This is a genomic window from Pseudomonas kurunegalensis (assembly GCF_030291635.1).
GTDB classification, from domain to species: Bacteria; Pseudomonadota; Gammaproteobacteria; order Pseudomonadales; family Pseudomonadaceae; genus Aquipseudomonas; species Aquipseudomonas monteilii.
On sequence record NZ_CP127871.1, the window covers coordinates 238386 to 261290 of the forward strand.

Genomic DNA, 22905 nt, shown 5'->3' on the forward strand with positions numbered 1-22905 from the left:
TGTTCCACCCGAGCGAGCGCCATGGAGAGCATGCCCGGCGCGAATTCCCAAGGCGTATCTGATGGATGATCAAGAGATATATCAGAAAATCGGACAGCTCTTAGTGGATGTGGGCCCAGCCGATGCGAAGAAGCTGATAGTTAGAGCTGAACTTTTTCCTGAGGGAGATGGCGGAAAGTATGAGTTTGACTATGTTGATGAAGCAGGCGCTCTGAACTGGTTTGACCCAGATGGTCGATCCGTGGGGGACTTGACGTATCTGTTGGTTCAGCTGCGTGAATACTTTGCTACCTGTAAATTGACTGCCGGAGCAGGTGTCTGGATCGGCTGCGAGATTTGCTTGGCCGTTAATGAAATGAACGTTGAAATCAAATTTACATATTAGGGCATGTTTCAATACGTGCTCACCCAACATCTGCCTCGTGCAGCGGGCTGTGCATGACTACCGGTGACGAGATTTACCAAGGTATAGGCAGGAATTCTGCTAACTATTGCGCCAGCTCAGGTAACCGAATATGAATAGCCTACGCAGCATCCTGAGCCAACACCGCCAATGGCTTTTCCAGGCTGAGGGCATGGTGGCGCGCGAACTCGACTATATCGATGAGGACCTTGCCGAGGGGTCGCTGGGTGGCTTGGCGAATGTCTCCGACTCGTTGGGGATGTTGGCGACGTACCACGGTATTCAAGGCGAAGTTGCGATCTGCTCTGGCGACGCCAGTGGCTGGCGTGCAGTTTCGATTGCGTTGGTCTATCGGTATTGGGCGCTCAAGCTCAAAGCCCATGGATTTTCTGCAACACACTTCCTTGGAAGCCTGAACAAGGGGCCTAACCTCACCAATCAGTTGAGCAATGCGGGCTGCTTGTTGGCGGCGTTCATTGCTGCAGACCGGCGCGATCTGGCCGGGTCCGTCGCTGAAATGTTGGCTGGGATGTTGCGCGTAGAGAGGGCCATCGATGCTCATTATTTGAAGCGTCGTCAGTTCGAGCCTTTCATGCTCTGGCTTTATGGACGGTATTTGGCGCAGGCCACTGCGCGAGTGGGCTCTGAACTCGGTGTTTATCAACAGGTCATCGATTGTTGGGTTGACGAGCAAGGGCTTGGCGAGGCGTTGCGAGAGGTGTCTCAGTACCATTTGGCCAATATGGATGACCAAGGCGGAGATTGGGACCCGGAGTTCAAGCACCCACCTTTCGATCTGCTGCCGCTTGAGGTTGTTGCCATTCTCAAGGTTCGGCAGAAAGTCGGATTGGCTTCACCGGTTATCGAGCATCCCCTGATCTGCACGCAGACAATAGCCGTGGAGCAACTGGTTCTGGAGCCGGATGACGTTGTTCGGAAAGTCGAAGCGGCTTATGAGGCTTTGAGGGGATGAAAGGCTTGGCTGTCATGCACGATTCGTTCGATTCGGAGGGCGGTTTCAGCGACGAAGTGTTGGGGTTCGTCATTACCTGCCTGTTTTGCGGGGCTATCAACTGTGAAGAGCTGCAGATTTGGAGTGCGCAGGTATTGGCGTCTTACCAGGCGCCAGCATTTCTGAATGATCTGATGACATTTGACGAGCCACTGTTCAAGGTTTTTGCCGTGATTGGACATGTGCCACATTGGCCGCATGTTGATACTGAGGAGCACGCGCTGTATGGCATTGCCGTGTGCAGAGGCATTGAGCCTTTCGACATGCCGGTGTCCCTGCAGGAGGCCAGGCAGGCGCTAGTGGCTGAGCCTGCTATCGAAGCTGCGTTCCGTCAGGTATTCGACTTTATTGCCTGGTGAGGCGCACGTAGGTGTTGCGCAAGATTTGAAGGCTTCATCACTCCCTGAGTGAGCAACTGTTTTGCACAAAACCTAAACGCTGGCGCGATCACCGTGAGAGCGGGCGAAGCCCGTGCCATCCACCGCGCAGCCCAAGGGGCTGCCAGTCTCCTCACAGGCTGGCGTATCAGCCGCAGACGATCTGGTTCTTGCCCTGCCGCTTGGCCTTGTACATGGCTGCATCTGCCCGTGCATACAAACTGTCCAGCGTTACATCCTCATCCGTCAGCCCAGTCAGCCCTTGGCTCACCGTCACCCCGTAGGTCTGCTCTTCATGGCTGAAGCTCAAACGCTGGATCGCCCGCTGCAAGCGCTCGGCAATCTGCTCCGCCGCCTGGGCATTGCAACCCGGGAACACCGCCGCGAATTCCTCGCCACCAATACGCCCGAACAAGTCGCCACGGCGTAGCACGGCCTTGCCGCTGTCGGCGATGCGTTGTAGCACCTGGTCGCCTTCCTGGTGGCCGTAGCTGTCGTTGATGCGCTTGAAATCATCGATATCCAGCAGCAGGAAGGCCAGCGGCGTGCCATCTTCGCGGGCGTTGTCGAAGGCTTGCTGAGCACACTCGAAAAAGTGCCTGCGGTTGCTGCTCTGGGTCAGCACGTCAGTGGTGGCCAGGCGTTGCAACTCGCCTTCAAGCTGCTTCTTTTCGGTGATGTCTTCGGCGATGCCGACAATGATCACCCGGTCGCCGTCGTGCTGCTGGTTGATGTAGCACTTGTCGCTCAGCCAACGCAGTTGGCCGTCGGCATTGAGAATGCGGTATTCGCGGTCTTCCACCGAGCCCTTGAGGAGCACCTGGGCCAGGCTGCGCTCGGCGTACTCCAGGTCGTCGGGGTAGATGCTGTCGCGCCATTCGTTGTAGTCGGCCAGCACCAGGCTGACCGGGCGGCCGAAGATTCGCTCGTAGGCGGGGCTTACGTACAGCACCTGGCGGGTTTCCCAGTCGAAGGCCCATAGCACCGCATTGACGCTGTCGAGCAGTGAACTGAACAGTTGCTCGCGTTCGCTCAGGCGGGCGACTTCGCCTTGGGCGTGGAGCAAGGCCAGCAGGGTCTGGGCGGCTTCAGGAGGCGGGGTACCGGGCAGGATCGTGGGGATGTTCTTGGCCATGTGCACGAATCAGGTCTCGACTTGAAAGCGTGCGGCCAGCATCCTGCCCGCCACGCGGGCGATGTGCGAGTTTGAGTGGTGGCGAGGGGGCGAAGTTCCGAACGGCATGCCCCGAAAGGGGGCATGCCGACTAACGGCGGTCAGGCGCCGGAGGGGCGTAGGGAATAGGTTTTCAGCTGCGCTGCGAAGTCGCGCAGGGCATGAATGCCGCTGGTTTCGGCCTCGTGTACCCAGTCCTTCATGGCCGCTAGCATGTCGTGCCCGTTGGCGCTGGTACGCGCCCAGATCTGCTGCAGGGCCAGGCGTTTTTCGTAAATGGTCTTCAACGCCTGGCTGTGCGCAAGCATGGACTCGATGCGCATGTGGTGGCGGTCTTCCAGCAGGCTGGTTTCACGCGACAGCAGGCGTTTGGCGCGGCGGAAGTGGTGACTTACCGAGGCGTCTACCCGGGCCAGCTCCTGCTTGACCAGCGGGCCGATCACCAGCTTGCGGTACTGCGCCATGATCTGGAAGCGGTTGTTGAGGATGGCCATGGCGGTGTCCATGTCCAGGCTGGCCTTGCCCGCCACCCGGTGAGCGATCGGCGCCACACGCTGCACCTTGGCCAGGCGCAACAGGCAGAACAGGCGTATCCAGGCCCAGCCCATGTCGAACTCCCAGCGCTTGACCGACAGCTTGGCCGAGTTGGGGTAGGTGTGGTGGTTGTTGTGCAGTTCCTCACCCCCGATGACGATGCCCCACGGCACCAGGTTGGTGGCTGCGTCGCGGCATTCGAAGTTGCGATAACCCAGTGCGTGGCCCAGGCCGTTGACCACGCCGGCCGCCCAGAACGGAATCCACATCATCTGCACGGCCCAGATGGTGATACCGATGGTGCCGAACAGCAGCAGGTCGATAACGGCCATCAGTGCAATACCGCCCAGCTTGTAGCGCGAATAGAGGTTGCGCTCGATCCAGTCCTCAGGGCAGTTCTTGCCATAAATGCGCAGGGTTTCGGGGTTGCGCGCCTCTTCCCGGTACAGCTCGGCGCCCTTGCGCAATACCGTGCTCAGGCCCTTGTGCACCGGGCTGTGCGGGTCGTCGGGGGTTTCGCATTTGGCGTGGTGTTTGCGATGGACAGCGGTCCACTCGCGTGTGTTCTGCGCCGTGGTCAGCCACAGCCAGAAGCGGAAGAAGTGCTTGAGCGCGCCGTTGAGCTCCAGGGCCCGGTGCGCGGAGTAGCGATGCAGGTAGACCGTGACGCTGACGATGGTCACATGGGTCATCAACAGAGTGATGCCGACCAGTTGCCAGGCCGACAAGTCGAGCAGGCCGTTGTACCACATAGGTGTAAAAACCCTCGGAATGCAGGAGGAGGGGCTGATTATCCCTCGGGAGGGAAATAAAACCAGTCACCCGTTCAGATAGGAGGTCACGACATGTTTCAGCCTTTATACTGCCCCATTATTTCTGATGGGCTATCCCACCCGACATGTCTGTTTCCGTTCGCGACGCCTTGCGCATGGCTGCGCTGTATGTGGTGCTCTCGATCCTCTGGCTGGTGCTGGCCGAGGTGGTGCTGCACGGCATGACTGACGATCCCCTTGCATTGACCGTAGGGCGGCAGATCAATGTGGTGCTGTGGGTGCTGTTCAGTGCCTTGCTGATTTACGTGTCGCGGGTGCGCCTGCTCAACTTCATCGGCCGTGGTGCCCGCTTGCGCTGCGAAGACCGGGAACGGCTGCGCATGGCGGCTGCGGTGTTCGACAGCACACTCGAAGGGGTGTTGGTCACCGACCGCCAGGGTCTGATCGTGCACGTCAACCGTGCGTTCATGCGCATCACCGGCTACCAGCAGGATGAGGTCATCGGGCAGCGCCCGAACAAGTTCAAGTCAGGCCGCCATGGGTTGCCGTTCTACGAACAGATCTTCGCCACGCTGGCCGATAAGGGCGAGTGGAGCGGTGAAATCTGGAACCGGCGCAAAAGCGGCGAAATCTATCCGCAATGGCAGACCATTTGCGCCATTCGCGACGACGATGGTGAACTGAGCCATTACGTGGCGGTATTCAGTGACATCAGCGCAATCAAGCATTCGGAGCGGGAACTGGCCTACCTGGCCCACCACGACCCGCTGACCGGCCTGCCCAACCGCCTGCTGTTCACCGACCGCGTCGAGCAGGCCTTGGCGGCGGCCCAGGCCAACAAGCGCGGTTGTGCCCTGTTGCTGCTGGACCTGGACCACTTTCAGAGCATCAACGATGGCCTGGGCCACACCATTGGTGACCAGTTGCTGAAGCTGGTGGGCGAGCGCCTGGGTGAGGTACTGGGTGCAGGCGTGACCTTGGCGCGCCTGGGCGGCGACGAATTTGGCGTGCTGGCGGAGAACTGCCAGCAGGTCGGCCAGGCGGGCAAGCTGGCGCAGTGCATCATCGAGCGTATGCGCGAGCCGTTCCAGTTCGATGGCCATCGCCTGTTCATCAGTGTCAGTGCGGGCATCAGCCTGTTCCCCAGCGATGCGTTGAGTGCCGAACAACTGCTGCGCAATGCCGATTCGGCGCTGTTCAAAGCCAAGAGCAACGGGCGGGCGTGTTATGCGCTGTATACCGAAGAGCTGACCGCCCATGCCCAGCACCGGGTAGAGACTGCCGGTGAGCTGCGCCGGGCCTTGGAGCAGAATGAGCTGCGGGTGTACTTCCAGCCGGTACATGACCTGGCTTCAGGCCGACAAGTCGGGGTCGAAACACTGGTGCGCTGGCAGCACCCCCAGCGCGGCCTGGTGCCGCCGGGCGAGTTCATCCCGATTGCCGAGCGCACGGGGCTGATTGCCGAGATCGACACCTGGGTGCTGCGCCAGGCCTGCCGGCAAATGGTGCAGTGGCAGGCCGAAGGCCGGCAGCTGGCGTTCGTGGCGGTAAACATCTCCAGCCGCCTGTTTGGCCAGCACGAGTTGTACCGGCAGGTGGCCGAAGTGCTGCACGAGACGGGCCTGGCCCCGGCCCTGCTGGAGCTCGAAGTAACCGAAAGCGCGGTGATGGAAGACCCGGAAGTGGCCCTGGAGCAGTTGCACCGGTTGCGTGAGCTGGGGGTGACCTTGGCCATCGATGACTTTGGCACCGGGTATTCGTCGCTGCTGCGGCTCAAGCGTTTGCCGGTGCAGAAGCTGAAAATCGACCAGGGCTTCGTGGCCGGCTTGCCGCATGATGAAGACGACATCGCGATCGTGCGGGTGATCATCGCCCTGGCCCACAGCATGGGTATGCAGGTGCATGCCGAGGGCATCGAGCAGGCAGAGCAGGCCAGCTTCCTGTTGCAGGAGCAGTGTCAGCTGGGGCAGGGCTATTGGTTCGGGCGACCGGTGCCGGCTGGGGATCTTCGCTGGGATTGAGATCTTGGGGCCGCTTTGCGGCCCTTTCGCGACACAAGGCCGCTCCTACAGGCGACCGCGTACCCATGTAGGAGCGGCCTTGTGTCGCGAAAGGGCTGCAAAGCAGCCCCCGGCATTCAACGCTTGTTCAAGCCCTTCGCCAGGCGGTCCCCGCCCAGCTGGATCAACGCCACCAACGCCACCAGCATGGCGATCACGGTCAGCATGATCTGGCTGTCGAAACGCTGGTAGCCATACCGGTAGGCAATATCCCCCAACCCTCCCGCACCAATCGCGCCGGCCATGGCCGAAGAGTTGATCAGGGTTACCAGGGTAATGGTGAAGCCGCCAACAATGCCGGGCAGCGCCTCAGGCAAGAGCACATGCCAGACGATGTGCCAGCGCCGGCAGCCCATGGCCTGCGCAGCTTCCACCAGGCCATGGTCCACTTCGCGCAGGCTGACCTCGGCAATCCGCGCGAAGAACGGTGTGGCGGCAATGGTCAGCGGCACCACCGCCGCCCATACGCCGTAAGTGGTGCCGACCACCAGGCGGGTGAAGGGGATCAGCGCGACCATCAGGATCAGGAACGGGATCGAGCGGAACAGGTTGACGAAGGCGCCCAACACGCGATTAAGCAGCGGTGCTTCGAAGATGCCACCCTTGTCACTGGTGACCAGCAGCACCGCCATCGGCACCCCTACCAGCAGGGCGATCAGCGACGACACGCCGACCATCAGCAGGGTATCGAGCAAACCTTCCAGCAGGCGATCAAACCACATGGCCCAGTACCTCCACGTCCTCGGCCCAGCGGCGGGCGCGCTCCAGTAATTGATGCGTGTCATGCGGCGAGTGCCGCACCGACAGGATCAGTTGGCCCAAGGCATGTTCGCCAATGGTCTCCACGCCGCCCTGCAGCAGGCGCACACGCCCGCCCAGTTCGTTGAACAGGGCAGACAGTTCAGGTTCGCCCAGCACCGTCAGTTTCAACACCACGGCACTGTCGCGGCTCGCCGGGCTGGCTTGCAGGCTGGCTTGCAGCGCGGCAGGCAGCCTGGCCTGCAGTGGCGCAAGCAAGGTGCGGGTGACCTCGTGGCGAGGCGAACCGAACACCCGCCAGACCTCGCCCTGTTCGACCACTTCGCCACGTTCGAGCACCACCACCCGGTGGCAGATATCGCGGATCACGGCCATTTCGTGGGTGATCAGCACGATGGTCAGCCCCAGGCGCTGGTTGATGTCGCGCAGCAGTTCAAGGATCGAGGCCGTGGTTTCCGGGTCCAGCGCGGAGGTGGCTTCGTCGCACAGCAGAATCTCGGGGTCGTGTACCAGCGCCCGGGCAATACCGACGCGCTGCTTTTGCCCGCCGGACAGCTGCGCCGGGTAGACGTGGTGTTTTTCCTGCAGGCCAACCAGCTCCAGCAGTTCACGCACCTTGCGCTGGCGCTCGGCCTTGGCCACGCCGGCCACTTTCAACGGCAGCTCGACGTTCTGCCACACGGTCTTGGCCGACATCAGGTTGAAGTGCTGGAAGATCATGCCGATGCGCCGACGCAGCGCCACCAGGCGGTCTTCGTCGAAGGGGGCGATGTCCACCTGATCGATCAGCACCCGGCCCTGGCTGGGTTGCTCCAGCCGGTTGATGGTGCGCAACAGCGATGACTTGCCGGCCCCGCTGCGGCCGATGATGCCGAAGATCTCGCCATGGCGGATGTTCAGGTCGATGCCTTGCAAGGCCGGTTGTGCCTGGCCAGGGTAGGTCTTGCCCAGGCCGATGAAGCGCACATGGGCTTCATTGACCTCCGGGCGCAGGGCCTGTTCCTTGACCGTTGGCGGCAATGGTTGGGGGGTAGGCGCCCTGAGCGCGCTGGCCTGGCTCATGTCAGCCTTCCCAGCCGGCTTGGTAGAGCTTGCCGTGGGCTTTGTCGAGCGCTGCACGCACGGCTGGCGAGTGCTGGTAGATGTCAACGAACTTGGCCAGGCGCGGGTCGTCCTTGCTCTGTGGGCGAATGACGAACTGGATCACGTATTCCTTGTTCTCCAGGCCGTCGAACAGCAGCGCAGAGCCTGCGTCGAAGCTGTTGGCCAGGCGGATGTAGGCCGGGTACCCCTGCACCAGGTCGGCGTCATCGTAAGCGCGGACCAGCTGAACCGCCTCGACCTGAAGGATTTTCAGCTTTTTCGGGTTGGCGACGATGTCGTCCTCGGTGGCCTTGTAGCCAACGCCCGGCTTGAGGGTAATCAGCCCGGCCTTGGCCAGCAGTTGCAGGCCACGGCCGCTGTTGATCGGGTCGTTGGCAATGGCCACGCTGGCGCCTTCAGGCAGCTCGGCAAAGCTTTTGTACGTTTTCGAGTACAGGCCAACGTTGTTGATGATGCCCGGTGCGTAAGGCACCAGGTTGAAGCCGGCAGCGGCCTTGGCGTTTTCCAGGAACGGGATGTGCTGGAAGTAGTTCACGTCGATGTCGCCGCTGTTGAGGCTGACGTTGGGTGCGATCCAGTCGCTGAACTCGATCAGCTTCACTTCCAGGCCTTGCTTGTGCGCTTCTTCCACGGCGGCTTCCAGCGGGATCGCAAAGGCCGAGGTGGTGCCGATCTTCAGTGGGTCGGCTGCGAGGGCGTGGGCGGACAGGCCAAGGGTAAGGGCAATGGCCGCGACGGGCCGGAACAGTTTCTCAAGCATGGTGCGGGACTCCAGTCGGGGCAGGGGAAGGGACAAAGCGATAGGCCGAACCAGGGTGATCGGCGGGCAAGTGCGGGTGGTCGGCCTGGAACAGCTTTTCGCGCAGGGTGCCTTCGGCGTAGGCCGTTTTGTAGCGGCCACGCTGCTGCAGTTGCGGGATGACCAGGTCGATGAAGTCTTCGAAGCTTTCCGGGGTGACGGTGCGGGTCAGGTTGAAACCGTCCAGGCCGGTTTCATCAATCCACGCGATCAACTGCTCGGCCACCTGGTCAGGTGAGCCGACCAAGGTTACGTAGCGGCCACCAAGGGCGTGCTGCTCAAGCAGACGGCGGCGGGTCCAGGCGTTGTCTTGCAACTGGCGCGTGGCGGACTGAATGGCGTTGCCCTGGCTGAAGCCGATTGGCTCGTCCAGTTCATAGGCCGCAAAGTCGATGCCGGTGGATGCCGCGAAGTGCGCGACGCCGGCTTCAGGGCTTGCATGGCGCAAGTACTCGGCATGCTTGGCCTGGGCCTCTTGCTCGGTGGCTGCGACGATCACCGTGATACCCATGAACACCTTGATCGCCTGCGGGTCGCGGCCGGCGGCCTGTGCAGCGGCGCGCACCTTGTCGACCTGTGCGCGGGTGGCGGCTTTGTCCTGGCCACTGATGAACACGCATTCGGCATGATTGCCGGCAAAGGCCAGGCCGCGCTGCGAGCTGCCGGCCTGGAACAGCACCGGCGTGCGCTGTGGCGAGGGTTCGCTCAGGTGATAGCCGTCAACGTTGTAGAACTCGCCGTGGTGGCTGACTTTGCGCACCTTGTCGGGCTGGGCGTACACGCGCTGCTGGCGGTCGGCGACCACCGCATCGTCGGCCCAGCTGCCTTCCAGCAGCTTGTACAGCACCTGCAGGTATTCGTCGGCCTGGTCGTAGCGGCGGTCATGCTCCGGTTGTTGCGCCAGGCCCATGGCCCGGGCGGCGCTGTCGAGGTAGCCGGTGACGATGTTCCAGCCCACCCGGCCATTGCTCAGGTGGTCGAGGGTGGACAGGCGCCGGGCGAACAGATACGGCGCCTCGTAGGTGAGGTTGGCGGTAAGGCCGAAACCCAGGTGGCGGGTAACTGCTGCCATGGCCGAGACCAGCAGCAGCGGATCGTTGACCGGCAGCTGGATCGACTCCTTGAGGGTGACGTCCAGCGACTGACCGTAGATGTCGTAGGTACCCACGATGTCGGCAATGAATAGCCCATCGAACAGGCCGCGTTCCAGCAGGCGTGCCAGGTTGGTCCAGTAGTCCAGGGTCTTGTACTGGGTCGAAGTGTCCCGTGGGTGGGTCCACAGGCCGTGGTTGATGTGCCCGATGCAGTTCATGTTGAAGGCATTGAGCAGGAGCTGCTTGGCCATCAGATAGTCCCCCTGCGTGGCGGGTTGGCATCGTTGAGGTAGTAGTTGCCGATGGCGTGGTACTTCCAGCGCACCGGGTCGTGCAGGGTGTGCACGCGGGCGTTGCGCCAGTGGCGGTCGAGGTTGTGTTCGGCCAGGGTGGCCTGGCTGCCGCCCAGTTCGAACAGGGCGGTACCGGCGGCAAGGGAAATCTCGGTGCTGATGGCCCGTGCTTCGGCCACGGCGATGGAGGCGGCGGCCACATTGTCGGCGGTGCTGTCGTCGCGGGCGCGGTCGAGGTATTCACCGGCGCGCTCCAGCAGGGCCTCGGCGGCGTGCAGGCGGATGGCCAGGTGGCCGAAGCTTTTGAGTGTCAGCGGATCATCGGTGGCCTTGTCCAGCCCGGAATCGACCCACGGGCGGCTGCGGGTACGCACGAAGTGCAGGGCATCTTCATAAGCGGCGCGGGCGATGCCGGTGTCGATGGCGGCATGAAGGATCTGCGCCAGCGGGCCGACCGGAGTAGGGCGCTCGAAGGCGCTCTGGAACGGCACGACGTCGGCAGCGCTGACGTACACGTTGTCGAACACCACCGAGCCACTGCCGGTGGTGCGTTGGCCGAAACCGCTCCAGTCGTCGATCACTTGCAGGCCCTGGCTGTCGGCCGGGACGAAGGCCAGCTGTTGCACACCCTGTTCGTCGACGACCGAGGTGGGAATGCGCTGGGCGTAGATGGCGCCAGTGGAATAGAACTTGCGGCCGTTGATGCGGAAACCGTCACCGTCACGGCTCAGGCGGGTGGTGCGCTCGTTGGCGGTTTTGGTACCCAGCTCGGCCAAGGCGTTGCCGAAACGCCTGCCGGCCAGTACTTCGGCGTACAGGCGTTGCTGCTGCTCGGGTGTACCGTTTACCCGTAGCACTTCCAGGCCGTAGAAGTGGTTTTGCGGGATTTGCCCGAGCGAGCCGTCGGCCTGGGCGATACGGGCAATGACCTTGGCCAGGGTGACGTTGGACACGCCAGCGCCGCCGAAGGCCTTGGGTACGCTGATGGCCCACAGGCCGGAGCGGGTGAACAGCTCCAGTTCGGCGTGGGGCAGGCGACGTTCGCGGTCGCGCAGGGCGCTGTCGCGGCGCAGTTGCTGGGCGATGTCTTCGGCGACGGCCAGGGCTTCGGTGTCGCTGGTGATGATATTTGTAGTCATGGTGTTCTCCGGGGCCACTGGGGCCGCTTTGCGGCCCATCGCGACACAAGGCCGCTCCTACAGGGGTACGCGATCCCATGCCGGCATGGGATTTCATGTCGGAACTCGATCCCGTGTAGGAGCGGCCTTGTGTCGCGATGGGCTGCAAAGCAGCCCCCAAGGCCCAAAAATCAGATCCAGGAATGCCGCGCAGGCAGGGTGCCGTTAAGGTGGTACGCGCCCACCGCGTGGTACTTCCAGCGCACCGGGTCATGCAGGGTATGCACCCGGGCATTGCGCCAGTGGCGGTCGAGGTTGAACTCGGCAAGGGTGGCGCGGCTGCCAGCCAGCTCGAACAGCTTCTCGCTGGCTTGCAGGGAAATCTCGGTGGTCAGCACCTTGGCCTCGGCCACGGCAATCGAGGCTCGCGCCGCACTGGCTGCGTCGATTGGCGCGGCATTGACTTCGTCCAGTACCCGCGCAGCCTTGCGTAGCAGGGCTTCGGCGGCGTGCAGCTCAAGCTTCAGGCGGCCGATGTCGGCGATCACATACGGGTCGTCACTGGCACGGTCTACGTTGGCTTCGATCCACGGGCGAGACTTTTCGCGCACGAAGGTGATCGCATCATCAATCGCCGCTTCAGCGATGCCGGCATCGATTGCCGCCTGGATCAGCTGTGAAGCCGCACCCTGGATGTTGGGGATATCACGCTGGCGCCAGTTGTCGATCACCAGCTCCGCGTCGACCGGCACCTGGTCCAGCAGCACGGTGCCGCTGGCGGTGGTGCGCTGGCCAAACCCGGACCAGTCATCGACGATGCGCAACCCCGGGCTGCCACGGCGCACGAACGCCAGGCGCTGACGGCCTTCGTCGTCCAGTGCCTTGACGGCCACCCAGTGGGCGAACAGGGCGCCGGTGGAATAGAACTTCTCGCCGCTGATGCGATAGCTATCGCCAGCGCGAGTGATCCGGGCCTTGAGGGTGAGGGTGTCTTTGGTGCCGCGCTCGGGGCCGGCATTGCCGATGCGCCAACCGTCCAGCACGCTGCGGAAAATCAGCGCCTGTTGCGCCTCGGTGGCTGTCAGGCGAATCAGTTGCAGCATGCCGAACTGGTTCTGCGGGATCTGCCCCAGGGCCGGGTCGGCGGCGCTGATCACGCGGAACACTTCGGCAACGGTTTCGAACGACACGTCGGGGCCGCCGTGGGCTTTGGGTACGCTGATGCTGCCCAGGCCGCTGCGGGTGAACAGTTCGATTTCCGCCCAAGGCAGCTTGCGTTGCTGATCGCGGCGTGCGGCCTGCTCGCGGGCGACCTCAGCCAGTTCGCGGGCCGCTTGCAAGGCTTCGGCGTCGTTGCGCAGAACCTTGGCCGGCAGCAGCAAGGGCGAGCTGTCGAGATCGCTGTGGAATTGGGTGTTTGGCTGGCTGGACATCAGTACCGCTCCTTGGCTGCACTCAATGCCCTGGCGTTACGCACTGGGGTGATTGTGATCCTGACCATTCCTGACCTCACAAAAAAGTTGTGCCGCTACAGCTGATCGCGACAGATATGTGCTGGTCCGGTGGTCCGGTTTATATACCCTAATGCTTTATAAAAGGTTTATGAACTAACTCTTTGGAATATGTATAGATGGAAGGGGCAGAGTAATTGTTCGAGACAGGCACGCTCGGTGTAGGAGCGGCCTTGTGTCGCGAAAGGGCTGCGCAGCAGCCCCGGCAATCTCAGCTGTGGTGCTGAAATCCTGGGGCCGCTGCGCGCCCCATCGCGACACAAGGCCGCTCCTACAGGGATCTGCGTCTGTGCGTGTTTACTCGGAGGCGGCAGTACCCAGGAACTTGCGCAAGAACTGCCGGGTACGCTCTTCCTTTGGCGCCGCAAACAGTGCCTTGGCTTCACCCTGTTCCACGATCACGCCCTTGTCGAAGAAGATCACCCGGTTCGCCACATCCCGGGCAAAGCTCATTTCATGGGTGACGATGATCATGGTGCGCTTCTCCTCGGCCAGGCCGCGGATGGTCGCCAGCACTTCACCCACCAGCTCCGGGTCCAGTGCCGAGGTGGGTTCGTCGAACAGGATTACCTCCGGCTCCATGGCCAGGGCACGGGCGATAGCCACCCGTTGCTGCTGGCCCCCGGACAAGCGCCGGGGGTAGGCGTCTTCCTTGCCTGCCAGGCCAACCTTGGCCAGCAGGCGCCGGCCAAGGTCGATGGCCTGCTCGCGGGGCGTCTTCTTGACGATCACCGGCCCCTCGATCACGTTCTCCAGGGCGGTGCGGTGCGGGAACAGGTTGAAGTTCTGGAACACGAACCCTGCTTGCTGGCGCAATCGGCGAATCGCACTTTGCTGCCCGCCCAGCGGGCGGTTGGCATCGATGCTGATAGCGCCGATCTGGATTTGCCCGGCATCCGGGGTTTCCAGCAGGTTGAGGCAGCGCAGGAAGGTGGTCTTGCCCGAGCCACTGGGGCCAATGATGGCCACCACTTCGCCGGGCTGTACGGTCAGGTCGATACCGTTGAGCACGGTCTGGCCCTTGAACCGCTTGGTCAGGCCTTTGACTTCAATCATGCTCAGTGCTCCTGGTCATGCTGGTTGACCCGCGCTTCCATGCGGTTCTGGAAGTGCGCGAGGATGCTGCACAGCACCCAGTAGATGACCGCCACCGCCACGTACATGGTGAACACTTCGAAGGTGCGTGCGGTAATCAGCTGCGCCTGGCGGAACAGTTCGGGCACCTGGATGGTGGCCGCCAGGGCGGTGTCCTTGACCAGCGAAATGAAGCTGTTGCCCAGTGGTGGCAGGGCAGTGCGCAAGGCTTGTGGCAGGATCGCCCGGCGCATGGCCTGGACGCGGGTCATGCCGATGCTGGCGGCCGCTTCCCACTGGCCACGGTCGATCGAGGAGATGGCTGCGCGCAGGATCTCGCAGATGTAGGCCGCCATGTTCAACGACAGGCCGATCAGCGAGGCGGGGATGGGGTCGAGTTCGATGCCGATCTGCGGCATGCCGAAATAGATGACGAACAGCTGCACCAGCAGCGGCGTACCGCGGAAAAACGATACGTAGATCCGCGCCAGCCAGTTCAGCGGCAAGATTTTCGACAGCCGCATCAGCGCCAGGGCAAAGCCCAGCACCAGGCCGAAGAACATGCCGCCAACGCTGAGCAGCACCGTATAACCCGCGCCCTTCAGCAGGAAGGGCGTGGAGTCGACAACGAGTTGCAGGCTTTCAGCGATCATTTGGTGACATCAGCACCGAAGTATTTCTCGGACAGCTTGGCCAGCGTGCCGTCAGCCTTGAGCTTATCGATGGCCTTGTTGATGGCAGCCAGCAGCTCTGGCTCGCCCTTGCGCAGGGCCACGCCGCTTTCCAGGCGCGAGAAGGCATCGCCGGCCAGCTCCGTGTCCTTGGCTTTTTGCGCGTATTCCAGTGCGGCCAGGCGGTCGATCAGGATGGCGTCGATGCGGCCGTTACGCAGGTCGGCGAACTTGCTCGGGTCGTCTTCATAGGTGCGCACATCGGCTTGCGGCACGTCTTTTTTCACCCACTGTTCGTAGTTGGTGCCCAGGCCCACGCCCACTTTCTTGCCGGCCAGGTCGGCGGCCTTGTGGATGTTCAACTGCTCGGCCTTCTTCTTCAGGATCAGCGCCTGGATGCCGGAGATGGTGTAGGGCTCGGAGAAGTCGTACTTCTTCTTGCGCTCTTCGGAAATCGTCACCTGGTTGATGACTACGTCCAGGCGCTTGGACTCCAGCGCAGCGAGGATGCCGTCCCATTTGGTCGGCTGGACCTTGGCCTTGACCCCCAGCTCCTTGGCCAGCAACTCGGACAGTTCCACTTCGAAGCCGGTCAGCTTGCCGTTTTCGTCCTGGAAGCTGAACGGTGGGTAGGTGCCTTCCAGGCCGACGTTGATCACGCCTTTTTCCTGGATGGTCTTCAGCTGCTCGCCCGCGAAGGCCTGGCTGAGCAGGCCGGTACCCAGCAGAACAGCCAGGGTAGCGTTGAGTAGCGGTTTGGCGAATTTCGACATGTCAGAGCCCCGCGCTTGTTGTGTAAGTAGTGAGGTGGCGACTATAGGGTTGGCTGCTTAGGCCAGGAAATACTAAAAAATTATTTTGTTATTTCCATTTTGATTGGTGCCAGGAGCTGGCTGCTTTGAGGGTAGGCGAGGATGCCTGTGCCGTCATCGCGGCTTATGCCTGACTTAGCGCAGGATGGAATAAAGCGTTGTTTTTTCCAAGAGGCTGATTTGCCGTAGAGTGGATCGCATGTAGGCAGGCCCGGCCTCTTCGCGGGCCTGGCGACACCATTAGATGGCCTATACGGCAGGAGAAAACCGTGAGCGAACAACCTTCATCCGCGCACTGGCAGTTGCAGAGCATCGTCAGTGGCCTGCGCGGCGCCCGTGAGCAATGGCGCACCCGTAATGGCCGCAGCATTGGCGAGCAGGGTGGGCGCGAGTTGCCGTCGCGCGAGGCGATGCGCCAGATTCTGGAGCAACTGTGCGGCGCGCTGTTCCCCATGCGCCTGGGCCCGGTCGATTTGCGCGAAGAAAGCGAAGACTTCTACGTCGGCCATACCCTGGATGCCGCGCTGACCGCCTTGCTTGCCCAGGCTCGCCTTGAACTGCGCTATGCGGCACGGCAAAGCAAGGCTGAGCTGGCTGGCGTCGATGCCCATGCGCTGAGCCTGATCCAGGGTTTCGCAGCTGCGCTACCGGAGCTGCGCGTACTGCTCGACACCGACGTGCTGGCCGCCTACCACGGCGACCCGGCAGCGCGTAGCGTGGATGAAGTGCTGCTGTGCTACCCGGGTATCCTGGCGATCATCCATCACCGCCTGGCGCACCACCTGTACCAGGCTGGCTTGCCGCTGCTGGCGCGGATCAGCTCGGAGCTGGCGCATTCGGCCACCGGTATCGACATTCACCCTGGCGCGCAGATTGGCCCGAGCTTCTTCATCGACCACGGGACCGGTGTGGTGATTGGCGAAACCGCGATCATCGGCGAGCGCGTGCGCATCTACCAGGCCGTGACCCTGGGCGCCAAGCGCTTCCCGAGCGATGAGTCTGGGACCCTGCACAAAGGCCTGCCACGGCACCCGATTGTCGAGGACGATGTGGTGATCTATGCCGGGGCTACGGTGCTGGGGCGCATTACCATCGGCAAAGGTTCGACCATTGGCGGCAATGTGTGGCTGACCCGCAGTGTGCCGGCCGAGAGCAACATCACCCAGGCCAACCTGCAGCTGGATTGCCAGGACAAGAACTGATCTAACCTTGCGGTAGGCCGCGACGAGGCTGGAACGAGAGGGCGCCAATCGGCGCCCCAGTTCGCAATGAAATTCGATCCATGTTTAACTTGAACGCTTGTTCAATGAAAAACGCTGGTCCGCTGCCGGTGTTCAACAGGAGGATTCCTTTGCTGAACCCGTTCATTCCGAACCTCACGTCATTCGACGAGGTGCATACCTCATGAGTGCGCCGATCCCTTCCAACAGCACGATCCGCATGAACCCTCCGGTGTTCTATTTCGCGGCAAGTTTCATCCTCATTTTTGGCCTGGTAGTCATTTCCAACCCGCAAGCCGCAGGTGACTGGTTGCTGGCAGCGCAGAACTGGGCGGCCAACACGGTCGGCTGGTACTACATGCTGGCCATGACGCTGTACCTGGTCTTCGTAGTGGTCACCGCCTTGTCCGGCTACGGCAAGATCAAGCTCGGTGCCGACCACGACGAACCCGAGTTCAGTTACCTATCGTGGGCCGGCATGCTGTTTGCCGCCGGTATCAGCATCACGCTGTTCTTCTTCTGTGTTTCCGAACCGCTGACCCACATGCTGCAGCCGCCCCAAGGCGAAGCGGGCACGGCAGAGGCCGGGCGCCAGGCGATGCAGATTCTGTTCCTGCACTGGGGCCTGCATGGCTGGGGGGTGTTCGCCTTCGTCGGCATGGCCCTGGCCTATTTCGCCTACCGGCACAACCTGCCGCTGGCGTTGCGTTCGGCGCTGTACCCGCTGATCGGAAAGCGCATCAACGGGCCGATCGGCTACGCAGTGGATGGCTTCGGCATCATCGCCACGGTGTTCGGCCTGGGGGCCGACATGGGCTTTGGCGTGCTGCACCTGAACGCTGGCCTGGACTACCTGTTCGGCATCAGCCACAGCCAGTGGGTGCAGGTGATCCTCATCACCCTGATGATGGGCGCGGCGGTAGCCGTGGCCGTTGCCGGGGTGGAGAAGGGCGTGCGGGTGATGAGCGACATCAACCTGTTCCTGGCCTGCGCACTGCTGCTGTTCGTGCTGTTCGCCGGGCCGACCCAGCACCTGTTCAATACGCTGATCCAGAACCTTGGCGACTATCTGGGCGCCTTGCCGCGCAAGAGCTTCGATGTATATGCCTACGGTGAAAACCGTGACTGGCTGGGCGGCTGGACGGTGTTCTACTGGGCCTGGTGGATTGCCTGGGCGCCGTTCGTGGGCCTGTTCATCGCCCGTATCTCCCGTGGCCGTACCATCCGCGAGTTCGTTTTTGGGGTGCTGCTGATTCCGTTGGGGTTCACCCTGGCGTGGATGTCGATCTTCGGCAACAGCGCGCTGGACCAGGTGATCAACCATGGCATGACCGCACTGGGCCAGTCGGCACTGGATAACCCGTCGATGAGCCTGTACCTGCTGCTGGAGACCTACCCCTGGAGCAAGGCGGTGATCGCCACCACGGTGTTCATCAGCTTCGTGTTCTTCGTCACGTCGGCCGACTCGGGTACCGTGGTGCTGTCGACCTTGTCGGCAAAGGGGGGTGAAGCCGATGAGGACGGGCCGAACTGGCTGCGCATCTTCTGGGGCGCGATGACCGCGCTGATTACCAGTGCGCTGTTGTTCGCGGGCAGCATCGACTCGCTGAAGTCGGCGGTGGTGCTGACCTCGCTGCCGTTCTCGCTGATTCTGTTGTGCATGATGTGGGGCTTGCACAAGGCGTTCTACCTGGAGTCGCAACGGCAGATCGCGCAGATGCACTCGCTGGCCCCGTTCGCCCAGTCACGTCGCGGCCGTGGTGGCTGGCGCCAGCGTTTGAGCCAGGCCGTGCACTTCCCGTCGCGTGATGAGGTGTACCGCTTCATGGACGACGTCGTGCGCCCGGCGATTGCCGAGGTACGTGAGGTGTTCGAGCAGAAGGGCCTGGTGCTGATTACCCAGGATGACCCCAGCCACGACAACGTCAGCCTGAAGATTGGCCATGGCGAGGAGCAGCCGTTCATCTACCAGGTGCAGATGCGTGGGTATTTCACGCCGTCGTTCGCCTTGGGTGGGCTGGGCACGCAGGAGTTGAAGAACCGCCGTTATTACCGGGCGGAGGTGCACCTGAGCGAAGGCAGCCAGAACTATGACCTGGTGGGCTACAGCAAGGAGCAGATCATCAACGACATCCTCGACCAGTACGAGCGGCACATGCAGTACCTGCATCTGGTCCGGTAGAAAGCCGGGGCCGCTTTGCGGCCCATCGCGACACAAGGCCGCTCCTACAGAGGTACGCGATCTCCTGTAGGAGCGGCCTTGTGTCGCGAAAGGAGGCCGAAGGCCTCCCAAAATCTGTCAGAAGGGTGCATCCCCCAGGATGGTTGCCCGATGCATCACCCGCCGGTTTGGCCGGTAGTCATCCACCGCAAAATGCTGGGTCACGCGGTTGTCCCAGAACGCCACGTCATTCTCCTGCCAGCGCCAGCGAATGCTGAACTCCGGCCGCGTCGCATGGGCGAACAGCAGCTTCAACAGCGCCTCGCTTTCCAGCTCGCTCAGCTCATTGATGCGCGTGGTGAACCCTTCATTGACGAACAGCGCCTTGCGCCCGCTCACCGGGTGAGTGCGCACCACCGGGTGTGACAGCGGCGGGTTGTTGCGCCGCGTTGCTTCCCAGCGCGCCAGGTCTTCCGGCGTGGTGCCAAAGCGCTCCAGCGGGAACGATTTGGTGAAGTCGTGGGTAGCGGTCAGCCCATCAAGCATTTCGCGCAGTGGCGCCGACAAGGCTTCGAAGGCCGCAATACCGCTGGCCCACAAGGTGTCGCCACCGTATGCGGGCAACTGCTTGGCGCTGAGTACCGCGCCCAGTGCCGGGGTTGGCAAGAACGTCACGTCGGTGTGCCACACGGCGTTGTCGCGCACATCGGTCACCGCCGTGTCGAGCACCAGCACCTGCGGGGTTTCCGGCACGTTGGGGTAAATCGGGTGAATGTGCAGGTCGCCGAAGCGGGCGGCAAAGCGCGCTTGCTGTTCCGGGTTGATCGGCTGGTCGCGGAAGAACAGCACCTGATGCTGGAGCAGCGCCTGTTCGATGGCATCGCGCTGTTCGGCCGAGATCTCGCGGCTGATATCCACGCCGCTGATCTGAGCACCGAGGGCCGGGCTGAGGGGGGTAACGGTCAGGCTCATGTCTTTTCTCGTTCTAGGCGCCGGGTTGCCGGCGTGGTCAGTCGGCAATCAGTGGCTCTGCCCGTGCCAGGGCACCAGTTTGCGTTGCAGGGCACGCAGGCCCATTTCCAGGGCGAAGGCGATCAGGGCGATCAGCAGGATGCCCAACACCACCACATCGGTGACCAAAAACTGCGCCGCCGACTGCACCATGAAGCCCAGGCCGCTGGTGGCAGCAATCAGTTCGGCAGCCACCAGGGTCGACCAGCCGACCCCCAGGCCGATGCGGATGCCGGTAAGGATGTCGGGCAGTGCACTGGGCAGGATCACATGGCGGATCAGCTGGGCCTTGCTGGCGCCCAGCGACTGCGCCGCACGCAGCTTGGCCGGGTCGACCGTGCGCACGCCGGTGGCGGTGGCAATGGCGATGGGGGCGAAGATCGCCAGGTAGATCAGCAGCACCTTCGACAGCTCGCCGATGCCGCACCAGATGACGATCAGCGGCAGGTATGCAAGCGGCGGTATCGGCCGGTAGAACTCGATCAGCGGGTCGAGGATGCCACGGGCCACGCGGTTGTAGCCGATGGCGATGCCCACCGGGATCGCGGTCAGGGTCGCGGCAACCAGCGCCAGGCCGATGCGGCCCAGGCTTGCGCCCAGGTGCTGCCACAGGCTGGCGTCCATGTAGCCTTGGGTCAGCAGGGTCCAGGCCTTGGCCAGGATATCGCCGGGCGAAGGCAGGAACAGCGGCTCGATCCAGCCGGCGGCGGTCACCAGCCACCAGACCAGCAGCAGGCTGGCCAGGGTCAGGGTACTGATCCAGCGGGTAGAGAGTTGGCGGCGTACTGTTGCAACAGGCCGGGTTTGGGGGTCGTGCTTGCCGGCAACCGGCAGGTCCAGGCTGCTCATGCGCGCTCCTGCAGGCTTTGGCGTTGGGAGAACACCCGCGCCAGCACATGCTCGCGGGTTTCGATGAAGCGTGGGTCGGATTTGATTGCCCGGGCCGATTCGCCAGCGGCATAGCGCTGGCCGAAGTCCAGCTGCAGGCGCTCTACTACGCGGCCCGGGTTGGGTGCCAGTAACACCAGCTCACTGGCTAGGAACACCGCTTCTTCAATGTCGTGGGTAATCAGGAACACAGGTTTGGCGGTGCGTTGCCAGACCTGCAGTAGCAGTTCCTGCATCTGTTCGCGGGTGAAGGCGTCGAGGGCGCCGAACGGTTCATCCATCAGCAACACCCGTGGGTCGGCCGCTAGTGCGCGGGCCAGGCCTACGCGCTGCTTCTGGCCACCGGACAATTGCCAGATGCGTCGCTCGCCGAAGCCATCCAGGTCGACGAGTGCGAGCATTTCACGGGCCTTGGCTTCACGCTGGGCGCGGGGCACGCCAGCCAGTTCGAGGCCGAAGGCGACATTGCCCAGCACGTTCTGCCATGGCAGCAGGGCGTCGTCCTGGAACACTACGCCGCGCTCGGCACCTGGGCCTTGTACCGGTACGCCATCGAGAGTGATTCGCCCGCCACTTGGGGCGACGAAGCCGGCGATCAGGTTGAGCAGCGAGGTCTTGCCGCTGCCGGACGGCCCCAGGGCCACCAGCAGCTGGCGCGGGCCCAGGCTCAGGTTGATGTCGGCCAGCACCGGGGTGCTGGCGCCAGGGTACTGTGCGCTGATGCGCTCCAGTTCAAGCAAGGCCATGACGGGCTCCGGATCAGTTTGGAAGGAACTTGGCGCTGACGTACGGCGAGTAGTCCGGCAGCACGGCGTCGACCTTGCCTTGCTGCTTGAGGAAATTGGCCGTGTCGGTCAGTGCCTGGGTGGTCGGTGCGCCCAGGGCATTGATCTGGTCGGCGGCCAGCGGGTAGACGTTGCCCTCCAGCAGTACCGGGATATCGCTGGCCTTGGCGCCCGAGAGCTTCACCAGTTTGTCGACGTTGCCTTTGTCGGCCAGCCAGGCTTTCGGGTCTTTGCGGTAGTCGGCGTAGGCGTCCAGGGTGACTTTGGCAAAGGCTTTGACCACCTCAGGGTGCTTGTCGGCGAAGTCTTTGCGCACGATCCAGGCATCGAAGGTGGGGGCGCCTTTCTGGGCCAGTTCGCCAGAAGTGATCAGCACCTTGCCGTTTTCCTTGGCTACGCCCAAAGCTGGGTCCCACACGTAGGTGGCGTCGATGTCACCGCGTTTCCAGGCAGCAATGATGGCCGGTGGTGCCAGGTTGAGGATCTGTACCTTGGACGGGTCGATGTTCCAGCTTTTCAGTGCTGCCAGCAGGCTGTAGTGGCCGGTGGACACGAACGGTACGGCGACTTTCTTGCCGATCAGGTCTTGCGGGGTCTTGATGCTGTCGCGGGCGACCAGCGCTTCACCGGCACCAATCTGGGTGGCGATGAGGAAGGTTTCTACAGGCAGCTTGCGGGTAGCGGCTGCGGCCAGCGGGCTGGAACCCAGGTAGCCGATCTGCACATCACCGCTGGCCACGGCGGTGATCACGTCGGCGCCATTATCGAATTTGCGCCAGTCGATGCTGGCCTTGCTGGCTTTTTCGTAGTCGCCATCGACCTGCGCCACTTTGGCAGGGTCGACGGTGGTCTGGTAGGCCACGGTCAGGTCGGCAGCCTGGGCAAACCAGCTAGTGCTGGCGAGGGTCAGGGCGGCGAACAGGCGCAGCGGAGCGTGCGGGATCATGGTGGACCTCTCGTCAGGCAATCGATGTGATGGATGGCGAGAAGACTAAATGATCTAAGAATTTAAAAATAAATAACTTTTTTGCATTAGCTTAGGAGCCAAATGCTTTAAGCCCAGGATCGGTGATTACCCTCGATGGCGAATGTCGAGGCACCTGCTAGGCTTTTTCGTCCCTATAGAACGATACGGAATTAGGTTATGAGCAAACGTTTGCAAATAACCAAAGGTTATGAATGGCGTTGTGGCTACAACGAATGGCAGTAAAGGTTCCTAACATATTCCGTAAAAATCTTACAAATTCATAAAACGGTCATTTTGGATTTATA

At 62.3% G+C, this 22905-nt stretch carries 21 protein-coding genes; 6 read left to right on the plus strand and 15 right to left on the minus strand.

Going from position 1 to position 22905, the window contains the following annotated elements:
• Window positions 1–61: 61 nt before the first annotated feature.
• From QQ992_RS00935 to QQ992_RS00945, 3 genes are all read left to right on the plus strand, one after another.
• On the plus strand, window positions 62–385 hold the full coding sequence (locus QQ992_RS00935) for a hypothetical protein (protein WP_286111964.1): 324 nt from the start codon (window positions 62–64) through the stop codon (window positions 383–385).
• Between the two features lie 130 nt (window positions 386–515).
• On the plus strand, window positions 516–1376 hold the full coding sequence (locus tag QQ992_RS00940; RefSeq protein WP_286111965.1) for a hypothetical protein: 861 nt from the start codon (window positions 516–518) through the stop codon (window positions 1374–1376).
• Window positions 1377–1390: 14 nt separating this feature from the next.
• Window positions 1391–1774, plus strand: coding sequence for a hypothetical protein (locus QQ992_RS00945; RefSeq protein ID WP_286111966.1), 384 nt, complete (start codon window positions 1391–1393; stop codon window positions 1772–1774).
• Window positions 1775–1940: 166 nt separating this feature from the next.
• Here the strand turns inward: QQ992_RS00945 and QQ992_RS00950 are convergent, their stop codons facing one another.
• On the minus strand, window positions 1941–2927 hold the full coding sequence (locus QQ992_RS00950) for a GGDEF domain-containing protein (RefSeq protein WP_286111967.1): 987 nt from the start codon (window positions 2925–2927) through the stop codon (window positions 1941–1943).
• A gap of 140 nt (window positions 2928–3067) precedes the next feature.
• On the minus strand, window positions 3068–4252 hold the full coding sequence (gene desA, locus QQ992_RS00955; RefSeq protein ID WP_019096488.1) for a delta-9 fatty acid desaturase DesA: 1185 nt from the start codon (window positions 4250–4252) through the stop codon (window positions 3068–3070).
• 146 nt (window positions 4253–4398) lie between these two features.
• Between desA and dibA the strand changes: the two genes are divergently transcribed.
• On the plus strand, window positions 4399–6294 hold the full coding sequence (gene dibA, locus QQ992_RS00960) for a phosphodiesterase DibA (RefSeq protein ID WP_286111968.1): 1896 nt from the start codon (window positions 4399–4401) through the stop codon (window positions 6292–6294).
• 116 nt (window positions 6295–6410) lie between these two features.
• Here dibA and QQ992_RS00965 read toward each other — a convergent pair whose 3' ends face one another.
• From QQ992_RS00965 to tcyJ, 9 genes are all read right to left on the minus strand, one after another.
• On the minus strand, window positions 6411–7055 hold the full coding sequence (locus QQ992_RS00965) for a methionine ABC transporter permease (protein WP_008096606.1): 645 nt from the start codon (window positions 7053–7055) through the stop codon (window positions 6411–6413).
• On the minus strand, window positions 7045–8154 hold the full coding sequence (locus tag QQ992_RS00970; RefSeq protein WP_119368464.1) for a methionine ABC transporter ATP-binding protein: 1110 nt from the start codon (window positions 8152–8154) through the stop codon (window positions 7045–7047). Before QQ992_RS00970 ends, QQ992_RS00965 begins: the two co-directional genes overlap by 11 nt.
• Before the next feature lies 1 nt (window position 8155).
• Window positions 8156–8956 carry a MetQ/NlpA family ABC transporter substrate-binding protein gene (locus QQ992_RS00975; protein ID WP_105947409.1) on the minus strand — a complete coding sequence of 267 codons (801 nt, stop codon included), beginning with the start codon at window positions 8954–8956 and terminating at the stop codon, window positions 8156–8158.
• On the minus strand, window positions 8949–10340 hold the full coding sequence (locus tag QQ992_RS00980) for an LLM class flavin-dependent oxidoreductase (RefSeq protein ID WP_286111969.1): 1392 nt from the start codon (window positions 10338–10340) through the stop codon (window positions 8949–8951). Before QQ992_RS00980 ends, QQ992_RS00975 begins: the two co-directional genes overlap by 8 nt.
• Entirely contained in the window at window positions 10340–11521 is a 1182-nt protein-coding gene (locus QQ992_RS00985; protein ID WP_286111970.1) for an SfnB family sulfur acquisition oxidoreductase, read from the minus strand. The genes QQ992_RS00980 and QQ992_RS00985 overlap by 1 nt, the downstream gene beginning before the upstream one ends.
• 170 nt (window positions 11522–11691) lie before the next feature.
• Window positions 11692–12933 carry an SfnB family sulfur acquisition oxidoreductase gene (locus QQ992_RS00990; protein WP_105947406.1) on the minus strand — a complete coding sequence of 414 codons (1242 nt, stop codon included), beginning with the start codon at window positions 12931–12933 and terminating at the stop codon, window positions 11692–11694.
• 375 nt (window positions 12934–13308) lie between these two features.
• On the minus strand, window positions 13309–14067 hold the full coding sequence (gene tcyN / locus QQ992_RS00995) for an L-cystine ABC transporter ATP-binding protein TcyN (protein WP_060499433.1): 759 nt from the start codon (window positions 14065–14067) through the stop codon (window positions 13309–13311).
• Window positions 14068–14069: 2 nt separating this feature from the next.
• A complete protein-coding gene (gene tcyL, locus QQ992_RS01000; protein WP_016714445.1) occupies window positions 14070–14738 on the minus strand; it encodes a cystine ABC transporter permease in 669 nt (222 codons plus the stop codon).
• Window positions 14735–15529, minus strand: a complete 795-nt coding sequence (gene tcyJ / locus QQ992_RS01005) for a cystine ABC transporter substrate-binding protein (RefSeq protein ID WP_110741922.1) — start codon at window positions 15527–15529, stop codon at window positions 14735–14737. The genes tcyL and tcyJ overlap by 4 nt, the downstream gene beginning before the upstream one ends.
• Window positions 15530–15837: 308 nt before the next feature.
• Here tcyJ and epsC point away from each other — a divergent pair, with 308 nt between their 5' ends.
• Together epsC and betT are read left to right on the plus strand one after the other, a co-directional pair.
• Window positions 15838–16770 (plus strand): serine O-acetyltransferase EpsC, encoded by a 933-nt coding sequence (gene epsC / locus QQ992_RS01010; RefSeq protein WP_016714447.1) that lies wholly within the window; start codon window positions 15838–15840, stop codon window positions 16768–16770.
• Between the two features lie 238 nt (window positions 16771–17008).
• Window positions 17009–18970, plus strand: a complete 1962-nt coding sequence (gene betT / locus QQ992_RS01015) for a choline transporter BetT (RefSeq protein ID WP_164525217.1) — start codon at window positions 17009–17011, stop codon at window positions 18968–18970.
• A gap of 117 nt (window positions 18971–19087) precedes the next feature.
• Here betT and tauD read toward each other — a convergent pair whose 3' ends face one another.
• The 4 genes from tauD to tauA are packed head-to-tail and all read right to left on the minus strand — an operon-like array spanning window position 19088 to window position 22579.
• Window positions 19088–19921 (minus strand): taurine dioxygenase, encoded by an 834-nt coding sequence (tauD, locus tag QQ992_RS01020; protein WP_286111971.1) that lies wholly within the window; start codon window positions 19919–19921, stop codon window positions 19088–19090.
• 48 nt (window positions 19922–19969) lie between these two features.
• On the minus strand, window positions 19970–20809 hold the full coding sequence (gene tauC / locus QQ992_RS01025) for a taurine ABC transporter permease TauC (RefSeq protein ID WP_286111972.1): 840 nt from the start codon (window positions 20807–20809) through the stop codon (window positions 19970–19972).
• Window positions 20806–21594: a taurine ABC transporter ATP-binding subunit gene (tauB, locus tag QQ992_RS01030; protein WP_019096905.1), complete on the minus strand. Its 789-nt coding sequence runs from the start codon at window positions 21592–21594 to the stop codon at window positions 20806–20808. The genes tauC and tauB overlap by 4 nt, the downstream gene beginning before the upstream one ends.
• A gap of 13 nt (window positions 21595–21607) precedes the next feature.
• Window positions 21608–22579, minus strand: coding sequence for a taurine ABC transporter substrate-binding protein (tauA, locus tag QQ992_RS01035; protein ID WP_286111973.1), 972 nt, complete (start codon window positions 22577–22579; stop codon window positions 21608–21610).
• Window positions 22580–22905: the final 326 nt, after the last annotated feature.